Source organism: Klebsiella sp. 1SOBk10mer (assembly GCF_046602535.1).
Classification (GTDB): domain Bacteria; phylum Pseudomonadota; class Gammaproteobacteria; order Enterobacterales; family Enterobacteriaceae; genus Klebsiella; species Klebsiella quasipneumoniae.
Map to the genome: position 1 here is coordinate 1 of NZ_JBKIUP010000018.1, position 18,949 is coordinate 18,949.

An 18,949-nucleotide genomic window follows, 5' to 3' on the forward strand; every position below is an offset into this window, starting at 1 on the left:
TACAACTGACGTGACTGGCACCATCGAACTGCCGGAAGGCGTAGAGATGGTAATGCCGGGCGACAACATCAAAATGGTTGTTACCCTGATCCACCCGATCGCGATGGACGATGGTCTGCGTTTCGCAATCCGTGAAGGCGGTCGTACCGTTGGCGCGGGCGTGGTTGCTAAAGTTCTCGGCTAATCGCTGATAACATTTGACGCAATGCGCAATAAAAGGGCATCATTTGATGCCCTTTTTGCACGCTTTCACACCAGAACCTGGCTCATCAGTGATTTTATTTGTCATAATCATTGCTGAGACAGGCTCTGAAGAGGGCGTTTATACACCAAACCATTCGAGCGATAGTGCGACGGCAATCAGCATCCTCCTTTGCGTTAGCAGGGCAGGGGCGACAAAACCGTCAGCGTTGAAGCAATTTGAATAGTTAAGTGTATAATCCGAAACTTAATTTCGGTTTGGATCGCCTCGCCCCCGCGGGGTGAAATTGTTTGTAGAATACTTCTGACAGGTTGGTTTATGAGTGCGAATACCGAAGCTCAAGGGAGCGGGCGCGGCCTGGAAGCGATGAAGTGGATTATCGTTGCCGTGCTGCTGATCGTGGCGATCGTGGGCAACTTCCTTTATCGCGACATTATGCTGGCGGTGCGTGCGCTGGCCGTGGTTATTCTTATTGCTGCTGCCGGTGGCGTCGCGCTGTTGACGACGAAAGGTAAGGCGACCGTTGCTTTTGCTCGCGAAGCGAGAACCGAAGTTCGTAAAGTGATTTGGCCGACTCGCCAGGAAACGCTGCATACTACGCTGATTGTTGCTGCTGTGACTGCAGTAATGTCACTGATCCTGTGGGGACTGGATGGTATTCTGGTTCGCCTGGTCTCCTTTATCACTGGCCTGAGGTTCTGAGATGTCTGAAGCTCCTAAAAAGCGCTGGTACGTCGTTCAGGCGTTTTCCGGTTTTGAAGGTCGCGTAGCCACGTCGCTGCGTGAACATATCAAATTACACAACATGGAAGAGTTATTTGGCGAAGTCATGGTCCCGACCGAAGAAGTGGTTGAGATCCGTGGCGGCCAGCGTCGCAAAAGCGAACGTAAATTCTTCCCAGGCTACGTTCTGGTCCAGATGGTCATGAACGACGCAAGCTGGCACCTGGTGCGCAGCGTGCCGCGCGTGATGGGCTTCATCGGCGGTACCTCTGACCGTCCGGCGCCGATCAGCGACAAAGAAGTCGACGCCATCATGAATCGTCTGCAGCAGGTTGGCGATAAGCCGCGTCCGAAAACGCTGTTTGAACCGGGCGAAATGGTTCGCGTTAACGACGGTCCGTTCGCTGACTTTAACGGTGTGGTTGAAGAAGTGGACTATGAGAAGTCCCGCCTGAAAGTTTCCGTTTCTATCTTCGGTCGTGCGACTCCGGTAGAACTGGACTTCAGCCAGGTTGAGAAGGCGTAAGCCGGCGATCAAAAAAGCAGCGATTTAATCGTTGCATAGGGCGCGAAATTGGCATACAATTTCGCGCCTTTTGTTTTTATGGGCCCGGCCCGTAAAACGATGTTTAATCACGGGGAGCTTCTCTGAAGCGTTAATACCCAATTTGAGGATTTAAGAATGGCTAAGAAAGTCCAAGCCTACGTCAAGCTGCAGGTTGCAGCTGGTATGGCGAACCCGAGCCCGCCGGTCGGCCCAGCACTGGGTCAGCAGGGCGTGAACATCATGGAATTCTGCAAAGCGTTCAACGCCAAAACTGATTCCCTGGAGAAAGGTCTGCCGATCCCGGTTGTTATCACCGTTTACGCTGACCGTTCCTTTACCTTTGTTACCAAGACTCCGCCGGCTGCTGTTCTGCTGAAGAAAGCTGCAGGCATCAAGTCTGGTTCCGGTAAGCCGAACAAAGATAAAGTGGGTAAAATCTCCCGCGCTCAGCTGCAGGAAATCGCGCAGACCAAAGCTGCCGACATGACTGGTGCCGACATTGAAGCGATGACTCGCTCCATCGAAGGTACTGCACGTTCCATGGGCCTGGTAGTGGAGGACTAAGAAATGGCTAAACTGACCAAGCGCATGCGCGTGATCCGTGAGAAAGTTGATGCAACTAAACAGTACGACATCAACGAAGCCATCGCTCTGCTGAAAGAGCTGGCCACCGCTAAATTTACCGAAAGCGTAGACGTTGCCGTTAACCTCGGCATCGACGCTCGTAAATCTGACCAGAACGTCCGTGGCGCAACTGTACTGCCGCACGGTACTGGCCGTTCCGTTCGCGTAGCCGTATTTACCCAGGGTGCAAACGCTGAAGCTGCTAAAGCTGCAGGCGCTGAGCTGGTAGGTATGGAAGATCTGGCTGAGCAGATCAAAAAAGGCGAAATGAACTTTGACGTTGTTATTGCTTCTCCGGATGCAATGCGCGTTGTTGGCCAGCTGGGCCAGGTTCTGGGTCCGCGTGGCCTGATGCCGAACCCGAAAGTGGGTACTGTAACTCCGAACGTTGCTGAAGCGGTTAAAAACGCGAAAGCAGGTCAGGTTCGTTACCGTAACGACAAAAACGGCATCATCCACACCACCATCGGTAAAGTGGACTTTGACGCTGACAAACTGAAAGAAAACCTGGAAGCTCTGCTGGTTGCGCTGAAAAAAGCAAAACCGACTCAGGCGAAAGGCGTGTACATCAAGAAAGTTAGCATCTCCACCACCATGGGTGCAGGTGTTGCAGTAGATCAGGCTGGCCTGAACGCTTCTGCAAACTAATGCCTTTACGTGGGCGGTGATTTTGTCTACAATCTTCGCCCACGTTTGCTAACTAAGGTTAGCAGGTAACCGAATTGTTCGTTGGAGTCTGGCCTATCCAGACCTCCGTCGAAGACCGCAGGTGTTTCGCAAGAAACTTAATGCCCTGCGTAGACGGTGACAGAACGCTAAGATTCTTTTTGGATATTCTGGCTTGTTTCTGCTCACCGTATTTAGACGCTCTTTTCGTTGAATTGAGTGAAGTGAGTTCCAGAGCATAGGCTCTGGCAAACATCCAGGAGCAAAGCTAATGGCTTTAAATCTTCAAGACAAACAAGCGATTGTTGCTGAAGTCAGCGAAGTAGCCAAAGGCGCGCTGTCTGCAGTAGTTGCGGATTCCCGTGGCGTAACTGTAGATAAAATGACTGAACTGCGTAAAGCAGGTCGTGAAGCTGGCGTATACATGCGTGTTGTTCGTAACACCCTGCTGCGCCGCGTCGTTGAAGGTACTCAGTTCGAGTGCCTGAAAGACACGTTTGTTGGTCCGACCCTGATTGCATACTCTATGGAACACCCGGGCGCTGCTGCTCGTCTGTTCAAAGAGTTCGCGAAAGCGAATGCAAAATTTGAGGTCAAAGCCGCTGCCTTTGAAGGTGAGCTGATCCCGGCGTCGCAGATCGACCGCCTGGCAACTCTGCCGACCTACGAAGAAGCAATTGCACGCCTGATGGCAACCATGAAAGAAGCTTCGGCTGGCAAACTGGTTCGTACTCTGGCTGCTGTACGCGATGCGAAAGAAGCTGCTTAATCGCAGTTATCTTTGTAAAGCATTCGCTTACGTATAAACTTATTCTGATATTCAGGAACAATTTAAATGTCTATCACTAAAGATCAAATCATTGAAGCAGTATCCGCTATGTCCGTAATGGACGTTGTTGAGCTGATCTCTGCAATGGAAGAAAAATTCGGTGTTTCCGCTGCTGCTGCTGTAGCTGTAGCTGCTGGCCCGGTTGAAGCTGCTGAAGAAAAAACTGAATTCGACGTAATTCTGAAAGCTGCTGGCGCTAACAAAGTTGCTGTTATCAAAGCAGTACGTGGCGCGACTGGCCTGGGTCTGAAAGAAGCTAAAGACCTGGTAGAATCTGCTCCGGCTGCACTGAAAGAAGGCATCAGCAAAGACGACGCTGAAGCTCTGAAAAAATCTCTGGAAGAAGCTGGCGCTGAAGTTGAAGTTAAATAAGCCAACCCTTCCGGTTGCAGCCTGAGAAATCAGGCTGAGGCTGGTGACTTTTTGGTCACCAGCCTTTTTGCGCTGTAAGGCGCCAGTAGCGTTTCACGCTGTTTGACTACTGGTTTGCCTCTCAATGCTTGTTTCTATCGACGACTTAATATACTGCGACAGGTTAGGGTTCCTGGGCTGTGTAAATCGCAATGAAATGGTTTAAGCGTGATAGCAACAGGCATTGCGGAAAGTGTTCCATTTTCCGGTCAACAAAATAGTGTTGCATAAAAAACTGCCCTCTGCGGGCAGATGGGTCGACTTGTCAGCGAGCTGAGGAACCCTATGGTTTACTCCTATACCGAGAAAAAACGTATTCGTAAGGATTTTGGTAAACGTCCACAAGTTCTGGATGTGCCATATCTCCTTTCTATCCAGCTTGACTCGTTCCAGAAGTTTATCGAGCAAGATCCTGAAGGGCAGTATGGTCTGGAAGCTGCTTTCCGTTCCGTATTCCCAATTCAGAGCTACAGCGGTAATTCCGAGCTGCAATACGTCAGCTACCGTCTGGGCGAACCGGTTTTTGACGTTAAAGAATGTCAGATCCGTGGCGTGACTTACTCTGCACCGCTGCGCGTAAAACTGCGTCTGGTGATCTACGAGCGCGAAGCGCCGGAAGGCACCGTCAAAGACATTAAAGAACAAGAAGTCTACATGGGCGAAATCCCGCTCATGACCGACAACGGTACCTTTGTCATCAACGGTACCGAGCGTGTTATCGTTTCTCAGCTGCACCGAAGCCCGGGCGTCTTCTTTGACAGTGACAAAGGTAAGACTCACTCATCCGGTAAGGTTCTGTATAACGCACGCATCATCCCTTACCGTGGTTCCTGGCTGGACTTCGAATTCGACCCGAAAGACAACCTGTTCGTTCGTATCGACCGTCGTCGTAAGCTGCCGGCTACCATCATCCTGCGCGCGCTGAATTACACCACTGAGCAGATCCTTGACCTGTTCTTCGAAAAAGTGGTCTTTGAAATTCGCGACAACAAGCTGCAGATGGAGCTGATTCCGGAGCGTCTGCGCGGCGAAACCGCCTCCTTCGATATCGAAGCCAACGGCAAAGTGTACGTTGAGAAAGGCCGTCGCATCACGGCTCGTCATATCCGTCAGCTGGAAAAAGACGATATCAAGCATATCGAAGTGCCGGTTGAATATATCGCGGGCAAAGTGGCGGCTAAAGACTATATCGATGAAGCGACTGGCGAACTGATCTGCCCGGCGAACATGGAGCTGAGCCTGGATCTGCTGGCTAAGCTGAGCCAGTCTGGCCACAAGCGCATCGAAACGCTGTTCACTAACGATCTGGACCACGGTCCATACATCTCTGAAACGGTACGCGTCGACCCGACTAACGATCGTCTGAGCGCGCTGGTAGAAATCTACCGCATGATGCGCCCTGGCGAGCCGCCGACTCGTGAAGCCGCTGAAAGCCTGTTTGAGAACCTGTTCTTCTCCGAAGACCGCTACGATCTGTCCGCGGTTGGTCGTATGAAGTTCAACCGTTCTCTGCTGCGCGACGAAATCGAAGGTTCCGGTATCCTGAGCAAAGACGACATCATTGAAGTGATGAAGAAGCTCATCGATATCCGTAACGGTAAAGGCGAAGTGGACGATATCGACCACCTCGGTAACCGTCGTATCCGTTCCGTTGGCGAAATGGCGGAGAACCAGTTCCGCGTTGGCCTGGTACGTGTAGAGCGTGCGGTGAAAGAGCGTCTGTCTCTGGGCGATCTGGATACCCTGATGCCTCAGGATATGATCAACGCCAAGCCGATTTCCGCAGCAGTGAAAGAGTTCTTTGGTTCCAGCCAGCTGTCTCAGTTTATGGACCAGAACAACCCGCTGTCTGAGATCACGCACAAACGTCGTATCTCCGCACTCGGCCCAGGCGGTCTGACCCGTGAGCGCGCAGGCTTCGAAGTTCGAGACGTACACCCGACTCACTATGGTCGCGTATGTCCAATCGAAACGCCTGAAGGTCCGAACATCGGTCTGATCAACTCCCTGTCCGTGTACGCGCAGACCAACGAATATGGCTTCCTTGAGACGCCGTATCGTAAAGTGACCGACGGTGTGGTTACTGACGAAATTCACTACCTGTCTGCTATCGAAGAAGGCAACTACGTTATCGCTCAGGCGAACTCCAACCTGGATGAAAACGGCCACTTCGTAGAAGACCTGGTGACCTGCCGTAGCAAAGGCGAATCCAGCTTGTTCAGCCGTGACCAGGTTGACTACATGGACGTATCCACCCAGCAGGTGGTATCCGTCGGTGCGTCCCTGATCCCGTTCCTGGAACACGATGACGCCAACCGTGCATTGATGGGTGCAAACATGCAACGTCAGGCCGTTCCGACTCTGCGCGCTGATAAGCCGCTGGTTGGTACCGGTATGGAACGTGCTGTGGCCGTCGACTCCGGTGTTACTGCGGTGGCTAAACGTGGCGGTACCGTTCAGTACGTGGATGCTTCCCGTATCGTTATCAAAGTTAACGAAGACGAGATGTACCCGGGCGAAGCAGGTATCGACATCTATAACCTGACTAAGTACACCCGTTCTAACCAGAACACCTGCATCAACCAGATGCCTTGCGTGTCCCTGGGCGAACCTATTGAGCGCGGCGACGTGCTGGCCGACGGCCCGTCCACCGACCTCGGTGAGCTGGCGCTGGGTCAGAACATGCGCGTAGCGTTCATGCCGTGGAACGGCTACAACTTCGAAGACTCCATCCTCGTTTCCGAGCGTGTTGTCCAGGAAGACCGTTTCACCACTATCCACATTCAGGAACTGGCGTGCGTGTCCCGTGACACCAAGCTGGGGCCGGAAGAGATCACCGCTGACATCCCGAACGTGGGTGAAGCTGCGCTCTCCAAACTGGATGAGTCCGGTATCGTTTATATCGGTGCGGAAGTGACCGGCGGCGACATTCTGGTTGGTAAGGTTACGCCGAAAGGTGAAACCCAGCTGACGCCGGAAGAGAAACTGCTGCGTGCGATCTTCGGTGAGAAAGCGTCTGACGTTAAAGACTCCTCTCTGCGCGTACCGAACGGTGTCTCTGGTACCGTTATCGACGTTCAGGTCTTTACCCGTGACGGCGTAGAAAAAGACAAACGTGCGCTGGAAATCGAAGAGATGCAGCTGAAGCAGGCCAAAAAAGACCTGTCTGAAGAACTGCAGATCCTCGAAGCCGGTCTGTTCAGTCGTATCTACGCGGTGCTGGTCTCCGGTGGCGTTGAAGCTGAGAAGCTCGACAAACTGCCGCGCGATCGCTGGCTGGAACTGGGCCTGACCGACGAAGAGAAACAAAATCAGCTGGAACAGCTGGCTGAGCAGTACGACGAACTGAAACACGAGTTCGAGAAAAAACTCGAAGCGAAACGCCGCAAAATCACCCAAGGCGACGATCTGGCACCGGGCGTGCTGAAGATTGTTAAGGTATACCTGGCCGTTAAACGCCGTATCCAGCCTGGTGACAAGATGGCGGGTCGTCACGGTAACAAGGGTGTTATCTCTAAGATCAACCCGATCGAAGATATGCCGCACGATGCTAACGGTACGCCGGTAGATATCGTCCTCAACCCGCTGGGCGTACCGTCTCGTATGAACATCGGTCAGATCCTGGAAACTCACCTGGGTATGGCTGCGAAAGGCATCGGCGATAAGATCAACGCCATGCTGAAACAGCAGCAGGAAGTCGCGAAACTGCGCGAGTTCATCCAGCGTGCCTACGATCTGGGCGCTGACGTTCGTCAGAAAGTTGACCTGAATACCTTCAGCGATGAAGAAGTTCTGCGTCTGGCTGAAAACCTGCGTAAAGGTATGCCGATCGCAACGCCGGTGTTCGACGGTGCGAAAGAAGCGGAAATTAAAGCGCTGCTGCAGCTGGGCGACCTGCCGACTTCCGGTCAGATCACCCTGTTCGACGGCCGCACCGGTGAGCAGTTCGAGCGTCCGGTAACCGTGGGTTACATGTACATGCTGAAACTGAACCACCTGGTCGACGACAAAATGCACGCGCGTTCCACCGGTTCTTACAGCCTGGTTACTCAGCAGCCGCTGGGTGGTAAGGCGCAGTTCGGTGGTCAGCGCTTCGGTGAGATGGAAGTGTGGGCGCTGGAAGCATACGGCGCAGCTTACACCCTGCAGGAAATGCTCACCGTTAAGTCTGATGACGTGAACGGTCGTACTAAGATGTATAAAAACATCGTGGACGGCAATCACCAGATGGAACCGGGCATGCCGGAATCCTTCAACGTACTGTTGAAAGAAATTCGCTCGCTGGGCATCAACATCGAACTGGAAGACGAGTAATTCTCGCTCAAACAGGTCACTGCTGCCGGGTTAACGCCCGGCAGCGGAATGTGCTAACTCCGACGGGAGCAAATCCGTGAAAGACTTATTAAAGTTTCTGAAAGCGCAAACTAAAACCGAAGAGTTTGATGCGATCAAAATTGCTCTGGCTTCGCCAGACATGATCCGTTCATGGTCTTTCGGTGAAGTTAAAAAGCCGGAAACCATTAACTACCGTACGTTCAAACCTGAGCGTGACGGCCTTTTCTGCGCCCGTATCTTTGGGCCGGTAAAAGACTATGAGTGCCTGTGCGGTAAGTACAAGCGCCTGAAACACCGCGGTGTGATCTGTGAGAAGTGCGGCGTTGAAGTGACCCAGACTAAAGTGCGTCGTGAGCGCATGGGCCACATCGAGCTGGCATGTCCGACTGCGCACATCTGGTTCCTGAAATCTCTGCCGTCCCGTATCGGCCTGCTGCTGGATATGCCGCTGCGCGATATCGAACGTGTACTGTACTTTGAATCCTATGTGGTTATCGAAGGTGGCATGACCAACCTCGAACGCAACCAGATTCTGACGGAAGAACAGTACCTGGACGCGCTGGAAGAGTTCGGTGACGAATTCGACGCGAAGATGGGTGCGGAAGCGATCCAGGCGCTGCTGCGCAATATGGATCTGGAGCAGGAGTGCGAGCAGCTGCGTGAAGAGCTGAACGAAACCAACTCCGAAACCAAGCGTAAAAAGCTGACCAAGCGCATTAAGCTGCTGGAAGCCTTCGTACAGTCTGGCAACAAGCCGGAGTGGATGATCCTGACCGTTCTGCCGGTACTGCCGCCAGATCTGCGTCCGCTGGTTCCGCTGGATGGCGGTCGTTTCGCGACGTCTGACCTCAACGATCTGTATCGTCGCGTGATCAACCGTAACAACCGTCTGAAACGTCTGCTGGATCTGGCTGCGCCGGATATCATCGTACGCAACGAAAAACGTATGCTGCAGGAAGCGGTAGATGCCCTGCTGGACAACGGTCGTCGCGGTCGTGCGATCACCGGTTCTAACAAACGTCCTCTGAAATCTTTGGCCGATATGATCAAAGGTAAACAGGGTCGTTTCCGTCAGAACCTGCTCGGTAAGCGTGTTGACTACTCCGGTCGTTCTGTTATCACCGTAGGTCCATACCTGCGTCTGCATCAGTGCGGTCTGCCGAAGAAAATGGCGCTGGAGCTGTTCAAACCGTTCATCTACGGCAAGCTGGAACTGCGTGGCCTGGCCACCACCATCAAAGCCGCTAAGAAGATGGTTGAGCGCGAAGAAGCTGTCGTTTGGGATATCCTGGACGAAGTGATCCGCGAACACCCGGTTCTGCTGAACCGTGCGCCGACCCTGCACCGTCTGGGTATTCAGGCATTCGAACCGGTTCTGATCGAAGGTAAAGCCATCCAGCTGCACCCGCTGGTTTGTGCGGCATATAACGCCGACTTCGATGGTGACCAGATGGCTGTTCACGTACCGCTGACGCTGGAAGCCCAGCTGGAAGCGCGTGCGCTGATGATGTCTACCAACAACATCCTGTCCCCGGCGAACGGCGAACCAATCATCGTTCCGTCTCAGGACGTTGTACTGGGTCTGTACTACATGACCCGTGACAGTGTTAACGCCAAAGGCGAAGGCATGGTGCTGACTGGCCCGAAAGAAGCTGAGCGTATTTATCGCGCCGGCCTGGCCTCTCTGCATGCGCGCGTTAAAGTGCGTATCACTGAATACGAAAAAGACGACAATGGTGAGTTTGTCGCGAAAACCAGCCTGAAAGACACGACCATTGGCCGTGCCATTCTGTGGATGATCGTACCGAAAGGTCTGCCGTTCTCTATCGTGAACCAGGCGCTCGGTAAGAAAGCGATCTCCAAGATGCTGAACACCTGTTACCGTATTCTGGGCCTGAAACCGACCGTTATTTTCGCGGACCAGACGATGTACACCGGCTTTGCTTACGCAGCGCGTTCAGGTGCATCCGTTGGTATCGATGACATGGTCATCCCGGAGAAAAAATACGAAATCATCAGCGAAGCGGAAGCGGAAGTTGCTGAGATTCAGGAACAGTTCCAGTCCGGTCTGGTGACCGCGGGCGAACGCTACAACAAAGTTATCGATATCTGGGCTGCGGCGAACGATCGTGTATCCAAAGCGATGATGGATAACCTGCAAACCGAAACCGTGATTAACCGTGACGGTCAGGAAGAGCAGCAGGTTTCCTTCAACAGCATCTACATGATGGCCGACTCCGGTGCGCGTGGTTCTGCTGCACAGATTCGTCAGCTGGCCGGTATGCGTGGTCTGATGGCGAAGCCGGATGGCTCCATCATCGAAACGCCGATCACCGCGAACTTCCGTGAAGGTCTGAACGTACTCCAGTACTTCATCTCCACGCACGGTGCGCGTAAAGGTCTGGCGGATACCGCACTGAAAACAGCGAACTCCGGTTACCTGACTCGTCGTCTGGTCGACGTTGCCCAGGACCTGGTCGTCACTGAAGACGACTGCGGCACCCTGGAAGGCATCACCATGACGCCGGTTATCGAAGGTGGCGACGTTAAAGAGCCGCTGCGCGATCGCGTACTGGGTCGTGTGACTGCGGAAGACGTGCTGAAGCCGGGTACCGCGGATATTCTGGTTCCACGCAACACGCTGCTGCACGAGCACTGGTGTGACCTGCTGGAAGCGAACTCCGTTGACTCCGTCAAAGTGCGTTCCGTTGTATCCTGTGACACCGACTTTGGTGTATGTGCGCACTGCTATGGTCGTGACCTGGCGCGTGGCCACATCATCAACAAAGGTGAGGCTATCGGCGTTATCGCGGCACAGTCCATCGGTGAGCCGGGTACACAGCTGACGATGCGTACGTTCCACATCGGTGGTGCGGCATCTCGTGCGGCTGCTGAATCCAGCATCCAGGTGAAAAACAAAGGTAGCATCAAGCTCAGCAACGCGAAGTCGGTTGTGAACTCCAGCGGTAAACTGGTTATCACTTCCCGTAACACCGAGCTGAAACTGATCGACGAATTCGGCCGTACCAAAGAGAGCTATAAAGTGCCTTACGGTGCGGTTATGGCGAAAGGCGACGGTGAGCAGGTTGCCGGCGGTGAAACCGTCGCAAACTGGGATCCGCACACCATGCCGGTTATCACCGAAGTGAGTGGTTTCATCCGCTTCACTGACATGATCGACGGCCAGACCATTACTCGTCAGACCGACGAGCTGACCGGTCTGTCTTCGCTGGTGGTTCTGGACTCTGCAGAACGTACCGCAGGTGGTAAAGATCTGCGTCCGGCGCTGAAAATCGTTGATGCTCAGGGCAACGACGTTCTGATCCCAGGTACCGATATGCCGGCTCAGTACTTCCTGCCGGGTAAAGCGATTGTTCAGCTGGAAGATGGCGTACAGATCAGCTCTGGTGACACCCTGGCGCGTATTCCGCAGGAATCCGGCGGTACCAAGGACATCACCGGTGGTCTGCCGCGCGTTGCGGACCTGTTCGAAGCACGTCGTCCGAAAGAGCCGGCAATCCTGGCTGAAATCAGCGGTATCATTTCCTTCGGTAAAGAAACCAAAGGGAAACGTCGCCTGGTTATCACCCCGGTAGACGGTAGCGAACCGTACGAAGAGATGATTCCGAAATGGCGTCAGCTCAACGTGTTCGAAGGTGAACGTGTAGAACGTGGTGACGTGGTTTCCGACGGTCCGGAAGCGCCGCACGACATTCTGCGTCTGCGTGGCGTACATGCTGTGACCCGTTACATTGTTAACGAAGTCCAGGACGTATACCGTCTGCAGGGCGTTAAGATTAACGATAAACACATCGAAGTTATCGTTCGTCAGATGCTGCGTAAAGCCACCATCGAAAGCGCAGGCAGCTCCGACTTCCTCGAAGGCGAGCAGGTGGAATACTCCCGCGTCAAGATCGCGAACCGCGAACTGGAAGCGAACGGCAAAGTGGGCGCAACGTTCTCCCGCGATCTGCTGGGTATCACCAAAGCGTCTCTGGCCACCGAGTCCTTCATCTCCGCGGCATCGTTCCAGGAGACCACTCGCGTGCTGACCGAAGCAGCCGTTGCGGGCAAACGCGACGAACTGCGCGGTCTGAAAGAGAACGTCATCGTGGGTCGTCTGATCCCGGCCGGTACCGGTTATGCGTACCACCAGGATCGTATGCGCCGTCGCGCTGCTGGCGAACTGCCGGCGGCACCGCAGGTGAGCGTGGAAGAAGCATCTGCCAACCTGGCAGAGCTGCTGAACGCAGGTCTGGGCGGTTCTGACAACGATTAATCGTTGATGCACTGCTGAAAAGCCGGTCAGGTTTCCTGACCGGCTTTTTTATTGCCTGTTCTCCGCGGTACCCGTCTTTAATTACATTTACGCCATATCCAGGCTGCAATTTTTTAGCAATTAATTCATACAAAATATCCATTAATCTATCACCTCAAAAAACCTTTCTTTATATATGGGTAAAACTTCTACTCATATCAAAAAATAATCAATTCAAAGAGGATATATTCAAAATACCTGATGAATCATGGGATTACTGCTGCTGCTTTATCTTCGGCGCGACGGCTCTGGAGAGGGATCGCTGCATCTCATGCTTCCCCCAACAAGGCGCAGAAATAACCCCGGCAGACAGGTATGGATCATTACTTTAGGTCTGAGCGGACAGGCTCTGGGGGCTGCATGGAATTCGCGATACAACTCATTATTATCTTAATTTGTCTGTTTTATGGTGCCCGAAAAGGCGGTATTGCGCTGGGGCTGCTGGGCGGCATCGGTTTGGTGATCCTCGTTTTTGTTTTTCATCTCCAGCCGGGCAAACCGCCGGTTGATGTGATGCTGGTGATCATTGCGGTGGTGGCGGCCTCGGCGACGCTGCAGGCATCCGGCGGTCTGGATGTCATGCTGCAGATTGCTGAGAAGCTGCTGCGGCGTAACCCAAAATATGTCTCTATTGTGGCGCCTTTCGTCACCTGCACGCTGACCATCCTCTGCGGTACCGGTCACGTGGTGTATACCATCCTGCCGATTATCTACGATGTGGCGATCAAGAATAACATTCGCCCGGAGCGTCCGATGGCCGCCAGCTCCATTGGCGCCCAGATGGGGATCATCGCCAGCCCGGTCTCGGTGGCGGTGGTCTCGCTGGTGGCGATGCTGGGGAATTTTACCTTTAACGGTAAACATCTGGAGTTTCTCGATCTGCTGGCGATAACCATTCCGTCCACGCTGCTGGGCATCTTAGCGATCGGCATCTTCAGCTGGTTCCGCGGCAAAGATCTGGATAAAGACGAAGCCTTCCAGGCGTTTATTGCGGTACCGGAGAACCGCCATTACGTCTATGGCGATACGGCGACGCTGCTGGATAGAAAGCTGCCCACCAGCAACTGGATAGCGATGTGGATTTTTCTGGCCTCCATCGCTGTGGTGGCGCTGCTTGGCGCCTTCTCTGAACTGCGTCCGGCCTTTGACGGTAAACCGCTGTCGATGGTGCTGGTGATCCAGATGTTTATGCTGCTTTCCGGGGCGCTGATCATCATCATTACTAAAACCAACCCGGCATCGATTTCCAAAAATGAGGTCTTTCGTTCGGGAATGATCGCTATCGTCGCGGTGTACGGCATCGCCTGGATGGCGGAGACCATGTTTGGCGCGCACATGACCGAGATTAAAGGCGTGCTCGGGGAGATGGTCAAAGAGTATCCATGGGCCTATGCCATCGTTCTGCTGCTGGTTTCGAAGTTTGTGAACTCGCAGGCGGCAGCGCTGGCGGCGATTGTGCCGGTGGCCCTGGCCATCGGCGTTGATCCGGCCTATATCGTGGCTTCTGCGCCGGCCTGCTATGGCTACTATATACTGCCGACCTACCCAAGCGATCTGGCGGCGATCCAGTTTGACCGCTCAGGGACCACCCATATAGGCCGCTTTGTGATTAACCACAGCTTTATCCTGCCCGGGCTCATCGGCGTTGGCGTCTCCTGCGTGTTTGGCTGGGTATTCGCGGCGATGTACGGCTTTCTGTAAGCGGGGACGGGCGCCGGCAGCGACGCCCGTTTAATTCGAGAGATTATTGCGCGAGGGGCAGGCGACGGTATAGTTCAATCATATCGGTCGCCAGATCCTGAATGACCATGGCGTTCATCAGATGGTCCTGAGAATGCACGGTGATCAGGTTGACCGGTAACTTACCGCTGCCTTCATCCAGGCCGATAAGCTGGGTCTGAATTTTATGCGCATGTTTGACGAACTCATGGGACTCGGCCATGGCCTGCTCCGCTGCGGCAAAATCGCCTTTCCGCGCCAGCTGTAGCGCCGTGAGCGCCGCGCTGCGCGCAGAACCCGCGTTAACCAGCAGCTCCATGATGATCGTTTCTAAATCTTCCATCGATTACTCCAGCATCTTAAGGGCTTTATCCAGAACGGCATCACCTTTCATCATGCCGTAGTCCATCATATCGATCACGGCGACCTTTTTGCCGAACGGGTCGGCCAGCGCCTGCAGCTTCGCCTGCTCATATTTCACCTGCGGGCCGAGCAGAATAATGTCGGCAGCGGCCAGATTATCTTTAAACTCGGCGACCGGTACGGCCTTGATGGAGACTTCAACACCTTTCTTCTGCGCGGCATCTTGCATACGCTGAACCAGCATGCTGGTAGACATACCGGCGGCACAGCACAAAACGATATTCTTCATAGTCAGTGGCCCTTGTGTTCCGTGATGTCCTATCTTTATCGCGGCCCTGGCGATGCGACAACCGCTTTACCGTGATTGTGTGTAAGTCATCACACAAAAATTGAAACCGGTTTCATTTTTGCCGAAAAAAATAAAAAAGCCCACCGAAGTGGGCGGTTGCGGCGCTGAAGACCTAGGCGCGCAGGATGCGGTTTTTACCCTGCTGTTTGGCTTTGTACAGCGCTTCATCGACGCTCACCACCAGCTTATCCAGCGGCTCCATGTTCCATTCCCCCAGCCCGGCGCTGAAGGTGACCGTCAGGCCATCTTCGCGCCAGGTGCGCCGTTCGACGTTTACCCGCCATGTTTCCAGCAGCGTGCGGGCGTTATCAATATGTTCGGCAGGAAAGACCACCGCGAACTCTTCGCCACCATAGCGATAGAGGGATATCTCCAGCGGCTGGAGGACCTGCAGTCCTTCGCGGGCGACGTTTCGCAGAACGATATCGCCGTTGAGGTGACCCCAGGTGTCGTTGATCGATTTGAAGTTATCGATATCGACCAGCGCGAGGGCGAACGGCTGATGATCGTTCATCAGCGCGGCAATATCACTATCGAAGGCGCGGCGGTTCTTGCAGCCGGTGAGCGCGTCGATGGTCGCCTGGCGGACGTAGGTCAGCTCGCGCTGCTTATTAGTTTCAATGGCTTTACTCAGCATCGCCTCGAGGCGGGGGGCGCGTTTGACGTCGCCGGTTTTAATCGCATTGATGATATTCATCAGCACGGTGCGGGAGGCATGACGCAGATAAAGGCCGAACAGGATGATGATGATCGCCGCGAGGGCAAAACCGCCGATCACTAAATTGGTTTCATGGCGCGTCAGATTGACCAGGGTGGTGTTATCAACACGGAAAATCACAAACCAGTCGGGATTGGTAAAGGAGTAATAGTAATACCAGGTGTCGCTTCCGGGATCGTAAAGCTGCCCCTCGCCGCTGGTCATTTTATCCATCAGCTCATTACTGACGAAGGGTTTAAACAGCGCACCAGGGTCGGAGTGCAGGACCACTTTGCCATCACGCTGCACCACAAAAAACTCGCCCTGTACGGGGGCCACCATCTGACGCAGCGCGAACCCCATGGAGGTGAGATCAAGATGAAAGGCCAGGCTGCCCTTGAGTTTCCCTTCCGGGGTGATGATGGGTTTGAAAATGGTAATCGTCGGATGGTGGGTAAAAAAATCCATATATGGGCTGGTGTAGTGGCTGAAGGTGCTGGCTTCAGCCTGTTTGATAAACCAGGGCCGCGTTCTGGGATCGAAAGCCCGGCTGTCTTCATTTTCCAGCACCTCCGGGGCGCGCAGATAGTGGCCCTCGGTATCCGCCAGTGAGATGGATGAGACGCTCGGCATCATGTTCTGTAACTGCATCAGCGTCGTTAATCCTTTCTCCGGCTCCACATTGACTGCGCGATTCAGTTCGTCATTGCGGGCAAAGAAGGCGACCGCGCGCCCAAGGATAAAATCATTTTCCCGCAGCAGGGTTTCCGTATAGTTGATCGCCAGGTTGTGGGTAAAGTTGCGGTTAATGTCGTGATAATCTTCAAGAAAATCTTTCCGCTGCGCCAGGGTGACAAAAATAGCGATCAGCATAAAACTGAGCAAGATGCCGGCAAACCCCACGACGATCGGCGTCGTGAAAGAGAGCTTTCTGTTGTGTAGAGCCATGAATCGTTAATCGTCCCGGATGTATAAACCATGGGTCCGAACGCAGGTTGTGACTGCGGCGCCTGCCGATCGAATCAGTTAACTATTGCTCAATTATAACTCTGAGGCCTTCATGTATCGTGATTTATATTCGGCGATAATGCACAGGCCCTCGTTCAGCGCGGAGAGGCAGGGCGAAAATGAGGAAGAAAAGGTTCGCCCTGGTCAGCGTCCGCTGCTGACCCGGGCAGAATAGAAAAAGGGCGCCTGGCGGGCCAGTTCCCGTTTTTCATCTCTCGTGCAGGCGCGCAAAAATATCAGGCACTTACACTGTTCATCATGAGGTTTGCGAGGCGCGTCCCAGCCAGCTGTCCCAGTCTTTCCATACCGGCTGCAGGCCGCGGGCAGCCAGCGCGCTGGCGACTTCTTCAGGTCGACGGCCATCGTGCGGCGCGAACTGCTCAAGCTCCGGATGATCGTCGGCGTAACCCCCGGGCTGGGTTTTGGAGAAGGCGCTGACGTTATTGATCGCCAGCGGGATCACCCGGTCGCGGAACCAGGGGGATTCGCGGGTGGATAGCGACAGCTCAACCTCCGGCGCCAGCAGGCGGAAGGCGCAGATGGTCTGCACCAGCTGACGCTCATCCATTAGCGAGGCTGGTTCAATGCCGCCGGCGCAGGGACGCAGACGCGGGAAGGAGACCGAATAGCGGCTGCGCCAGTAGCGTTGCTGCAGCCACAACAGGTGCTCAGCGACCATAAAGCAGTCCACTCGCCAGCTGTCGGAAAGGCCGATCAGCGCGCCAAGGCCGATCTTATCGATCCCCGCCTCGCCCAGGCGATCCGGCGTATCCAGCCGCCAGAAGAAATCCTGTTTTTTCCCTTTCAGATGGTGCTGGGCGTACATACCTTCGTGATAGGTCTCCTGATAGACCATCACCCCGTCGAGCCCCAGGGTTTTCAGCTCGGCATACTCGTCGGTCGCCAGCGGCTGTACCTCCATCTGCAGCGAGGCAAACTGGCTGCGGATTGCCGGCAGGTGCTGGCGGAAATAATCCATTCCCACCTTGCCCTGATGCTCACCGGTTACCAGCAGCAGATGCTCAAAACCCAGGTCGCGGATCGCGGCGCACTCGCGGGCAATCTCGGCGGCATCCAGCGTCTTGCGCTTAATGCGATTGCTCATCGAGAAGCCGCAGTAGGTGCAGTCGTTGGCGCACAGGTTGGAGAGATACAGCGGCACGTAGAAGCTGACGGTATTGCCGAAGCGCTGGCGGGTAAGCCGCTGCGCGCGCTGGGCCAGAGGTTCAAGATACCCGGCCGCCGCTGGCGAAAGCAGGGCCATCATATCGTCGCGGGTCAGCTGTTTGGCCGCCAGCGCCTGTTCGACATCGGCGGCGGTTTTACTGTTGATGCGCAGGCGGATGTCGTCCCACTCCAGCTGCCGCCAGCGATCGCTAAAGGTTTTCATGCCAGCGCCTCCAGGAATCCGGTGAGCGGGCTGGTGGCCTGCGCCTGCGCGCTGCACGCCCCCGGTCCGGCCTGACGGGCCAGCAAGCCGGCCTCGACCGCCATACGGAAGGCGTGGGCCATGGCCACGGGATCGTCGGCGACGGCAATAGCGGTATTGACCAGCACCGCGTCCGCTCCCATTTCCAGCGCCTGCGCCGCATGGCTCGGAACGCCGATGCCGGCGTCGACGACCACCGGCACCGTCGCCTGTTCGATAATAATCTCCAGCATGGCTTTGGTTTCCAGCCCCTGATTTGAGCCGATCGGCGCGCCCAGGGGCATCACCGCCGCGCAGCCAGCCTCTTCCAGTCGTTTACACAGCACCGGGTCGGCGCCGCAGTAGGGCAGCACCACGAACCCTTCGCGGACCAGCAGCTCCGCCGCTTTCAGGGTTTCAATCGGGTCGGGCAGCAGCCAGCGGGCGTCCGGGTGGATCTCCAGTTTCAGCCAGTGGGTGCCCAGAGCCTCCCGTGCCAGGCGGGCGGCAAACACCGCCTCTTCCGCCGTCTTGGCGCCCGAGGTATTCGGCAGCAGGCTGACCCCCGCCGCCAGCAGCGGGGCGAGGATGGCATCATTGTGCTGACGTAAATCGACGCGCTTCATCGCCAGGGTGACCAGCTGGCTGCCCGAGGCGCGAATCGCCTCAACCATCACCCCCGGGGCGGCGAATTTGCCGGTACCGGTGAAAAGATGGGATTCAAATGTTTTGTCTGCAATACGTAACATG

The 18,949-nt window shown here is 54.8% G+C and carries 14 protein-coding genes and 1 pseudogene; 10 read left to right on the forward strand and 5 right to left on the reverse strand.

Annotated features, from left to right (window positions below):
• From tuf to dcuB, 10 genes and pseudogenes are all read left to right on the forward strand, one after another.
• A pseudogene (tuf, locus tag ACLH1I_RS24630) lies at nucleotides 1-184 on the forward strand (elongation factor Tu); the annotation flags it as partial.
• Between the two features lie 336 nt (nucleotides 185-520).
• Entirely contained in the window at nucleotides 521-904 is a 384-nt protein-coding gene (secE, locus tag ACLH1I_RS24635; RefSeq protein WP_002883772.1) for a preprotein translocase subunit SecE, read from the forward strand.
• Between the two features lies 1 nt (nucleotide 905).
• Nucleotides 906-1,451, forward strand: coding sequence for a transcription termination/antitermination protein NusG (gene nusG, locus ACLH1I_RS24640; protein ID WP_001287521.1), 546 nt, complete (start codon nucleotides 906-908; stop codon nucleotides 1,449-1,451).
• A gap of 156 nt (nucleotides 1,452-1,607) precedes the next feature.
• A complete protein-coding gene (gene rplK, locus ACLH1I_RS24645) occupies nucleotides 1,608-2,036 on the forward strand; it encodes a 50S ribosomal protein L11 (protein ID WP_002884034.1) in 429 nt (142 codons plus the stop codon).
• A gap of 3 nt (nucleotides 2,037-2,039) precedes the next feature.
• On the forward strand, nucleotides 2,040-2,744 hold the full coding sequence (gene rplA, locus ACLH1I_RS24650) for a 50S ribosomal protein L1 (RefSeq protein ID WP_002884036.1): 705 nt from the start codon (nucleotides 2,040-2,042) through the stop codon (nucleotides 2,742-2,744).
• A gap of 289 nt (nucleotides 2,745-3,033) precedes the next feature.
• Nucleotides 3,034-3,531, forward strand: a complete 498-nt coding sequence (gene rplJ, locus ACLH1I_RS24655; protein ID WP_001207203.1) for a 50S ribosomal protein L10 — start codon at nucleotides 3,034-3,036, stop codon at nucleotides 3,529-3,531.
• Nucleotides 3,532-3,597: 66 nt separating this feature from the next.
• Entirely contained in the window at nucleotides 3,598-3,963 is a 366-nt protein-coding gene (rplL, locus tag ACLH1I_RS24660) for a 50S ribosomal protein L7/L12 (protein WP_002884142.1), read from the forward strand.
• A 324-nt stretch (nucleotides 3,964-4,287) separates the two neighbouring features.
• Nucleotides 4,288-8,316 (forward strand): DNA-directed RNA polymerase subunit beta, encoded by a 4,029-nt coding sequence (rpoB, locus tag ACLH1I_RS24665; protein ID WP_004206758.1) that lies wholly within the window; start codon nucleotides 4,288-4,290, stop codon nucleotides 8,314-8,316.
• A gap of 76 nt (nucleotides 8,317-8,392) precedes the next feature.
• Nucleotides 8,393-12,616, forward strand: a complete 4,224-nt coding sequence (rpoC, locus tag ACLH1I_RS24670; RefSeq protein ID WP_004206757.1) for a DNA-directed RNA polymerase subunit beta' — start codon at nucleotides 8,393-8,395, stop codon at nucleotides 12,614-12,616.
• A gap of 399 nt (nucleotides 12,617-13,015) precedes the next feature.
• A complete protein-coding gene (gene dcuB, locus ACLH1I_RS24675) occupies nucleotides 13,016-14,356 on the forward strand; it encodes an anaerobic C4-dicarboxylate transporter DcuB (protein WP_004206756.1) in 1,341 nt (446 codons plus the stop codon).
• 43 nt (nucleotides 14,357-14,399) lie between these two features.
• Here the strand turns inward: dcuB and ACLH1I_RS24680 are convergent, their stop codons facing one another.
• The 5 genes from ACLH1I_RS24680 to thiG form a co-directional block, all read right to left on the reverse strand.
• The gene (locus ACLH1I_RS24680) at nucleotides 14,400-14,717 is read right to left on the reverse strand and encodes a PTS lactose/cellobiose transporter subunit IIA (protein ID WP_004206755.1); all 318 of its coding nucleotides are present in this window, start codon (nucleotides 14,715-14,717) and stop codon (nucleotides 14,400-14,402) included.
• A gap of 3 nt (nucleotides 14,718-14,720) precedes the next feature.
• The gene (locus ACLH1I_RS24685) at nucleotides 14,721-15,026 is read right to left on the reverse strand and encodes a PTS sugar transporter subunit IIB (RefSeq protein WP_002884150.1); all 306 of its coding nucleotides are present in this window, start codon (nucleotides 15,024-15,026) and stop codon (nucleotides 14,721-14,723) included.
• Nucleotides 15,027-15,198: 172 nt separating this feature from the next.
• Nucleotides 15,199-16,731, reverse strand: coding sequence for a sensor domain-containing diguanylate cyclase (locus ACLH1I_RS24690; protein ID WP_004206753.1), 1,533 nt, complete (start codon nucleotides 16,729-16,731; stop codon nucleotides 15,199-15,201).
• A gap of 316 nt (nucleotides 16,732-17,047) precedes the next feature.
• Nucleotides 17,048-18,181, reverse strand: a complete 1,134-nt coding sequence (gene thiH / locus ACLH1I_RS24695) for a 2-iminoacetate synthase ThiH (RefSeq protein WP_004206752.1) — start codon at nucleotides 18,179-18,181, stop codon at nucleotides 17,048-17,050.
• The gene (thiG, locus tag ACLH1I_RS24700) at nucleotides 18,178-18,948 is read right to left on the reverse strand and encodes a thiazole synthase (protein WP_151628438.1); all 771 of its coding nucleotides are present in this window, start codon (nucleotides 18,946-18,948) and stop codon (nucleotides 18,178-18,180) included. Before thiG ends, thiH begins: the two co-directional genes overlap by 4 nt.
• Nucleotide 18,949 lies beyond the last annotated feature (1 nt).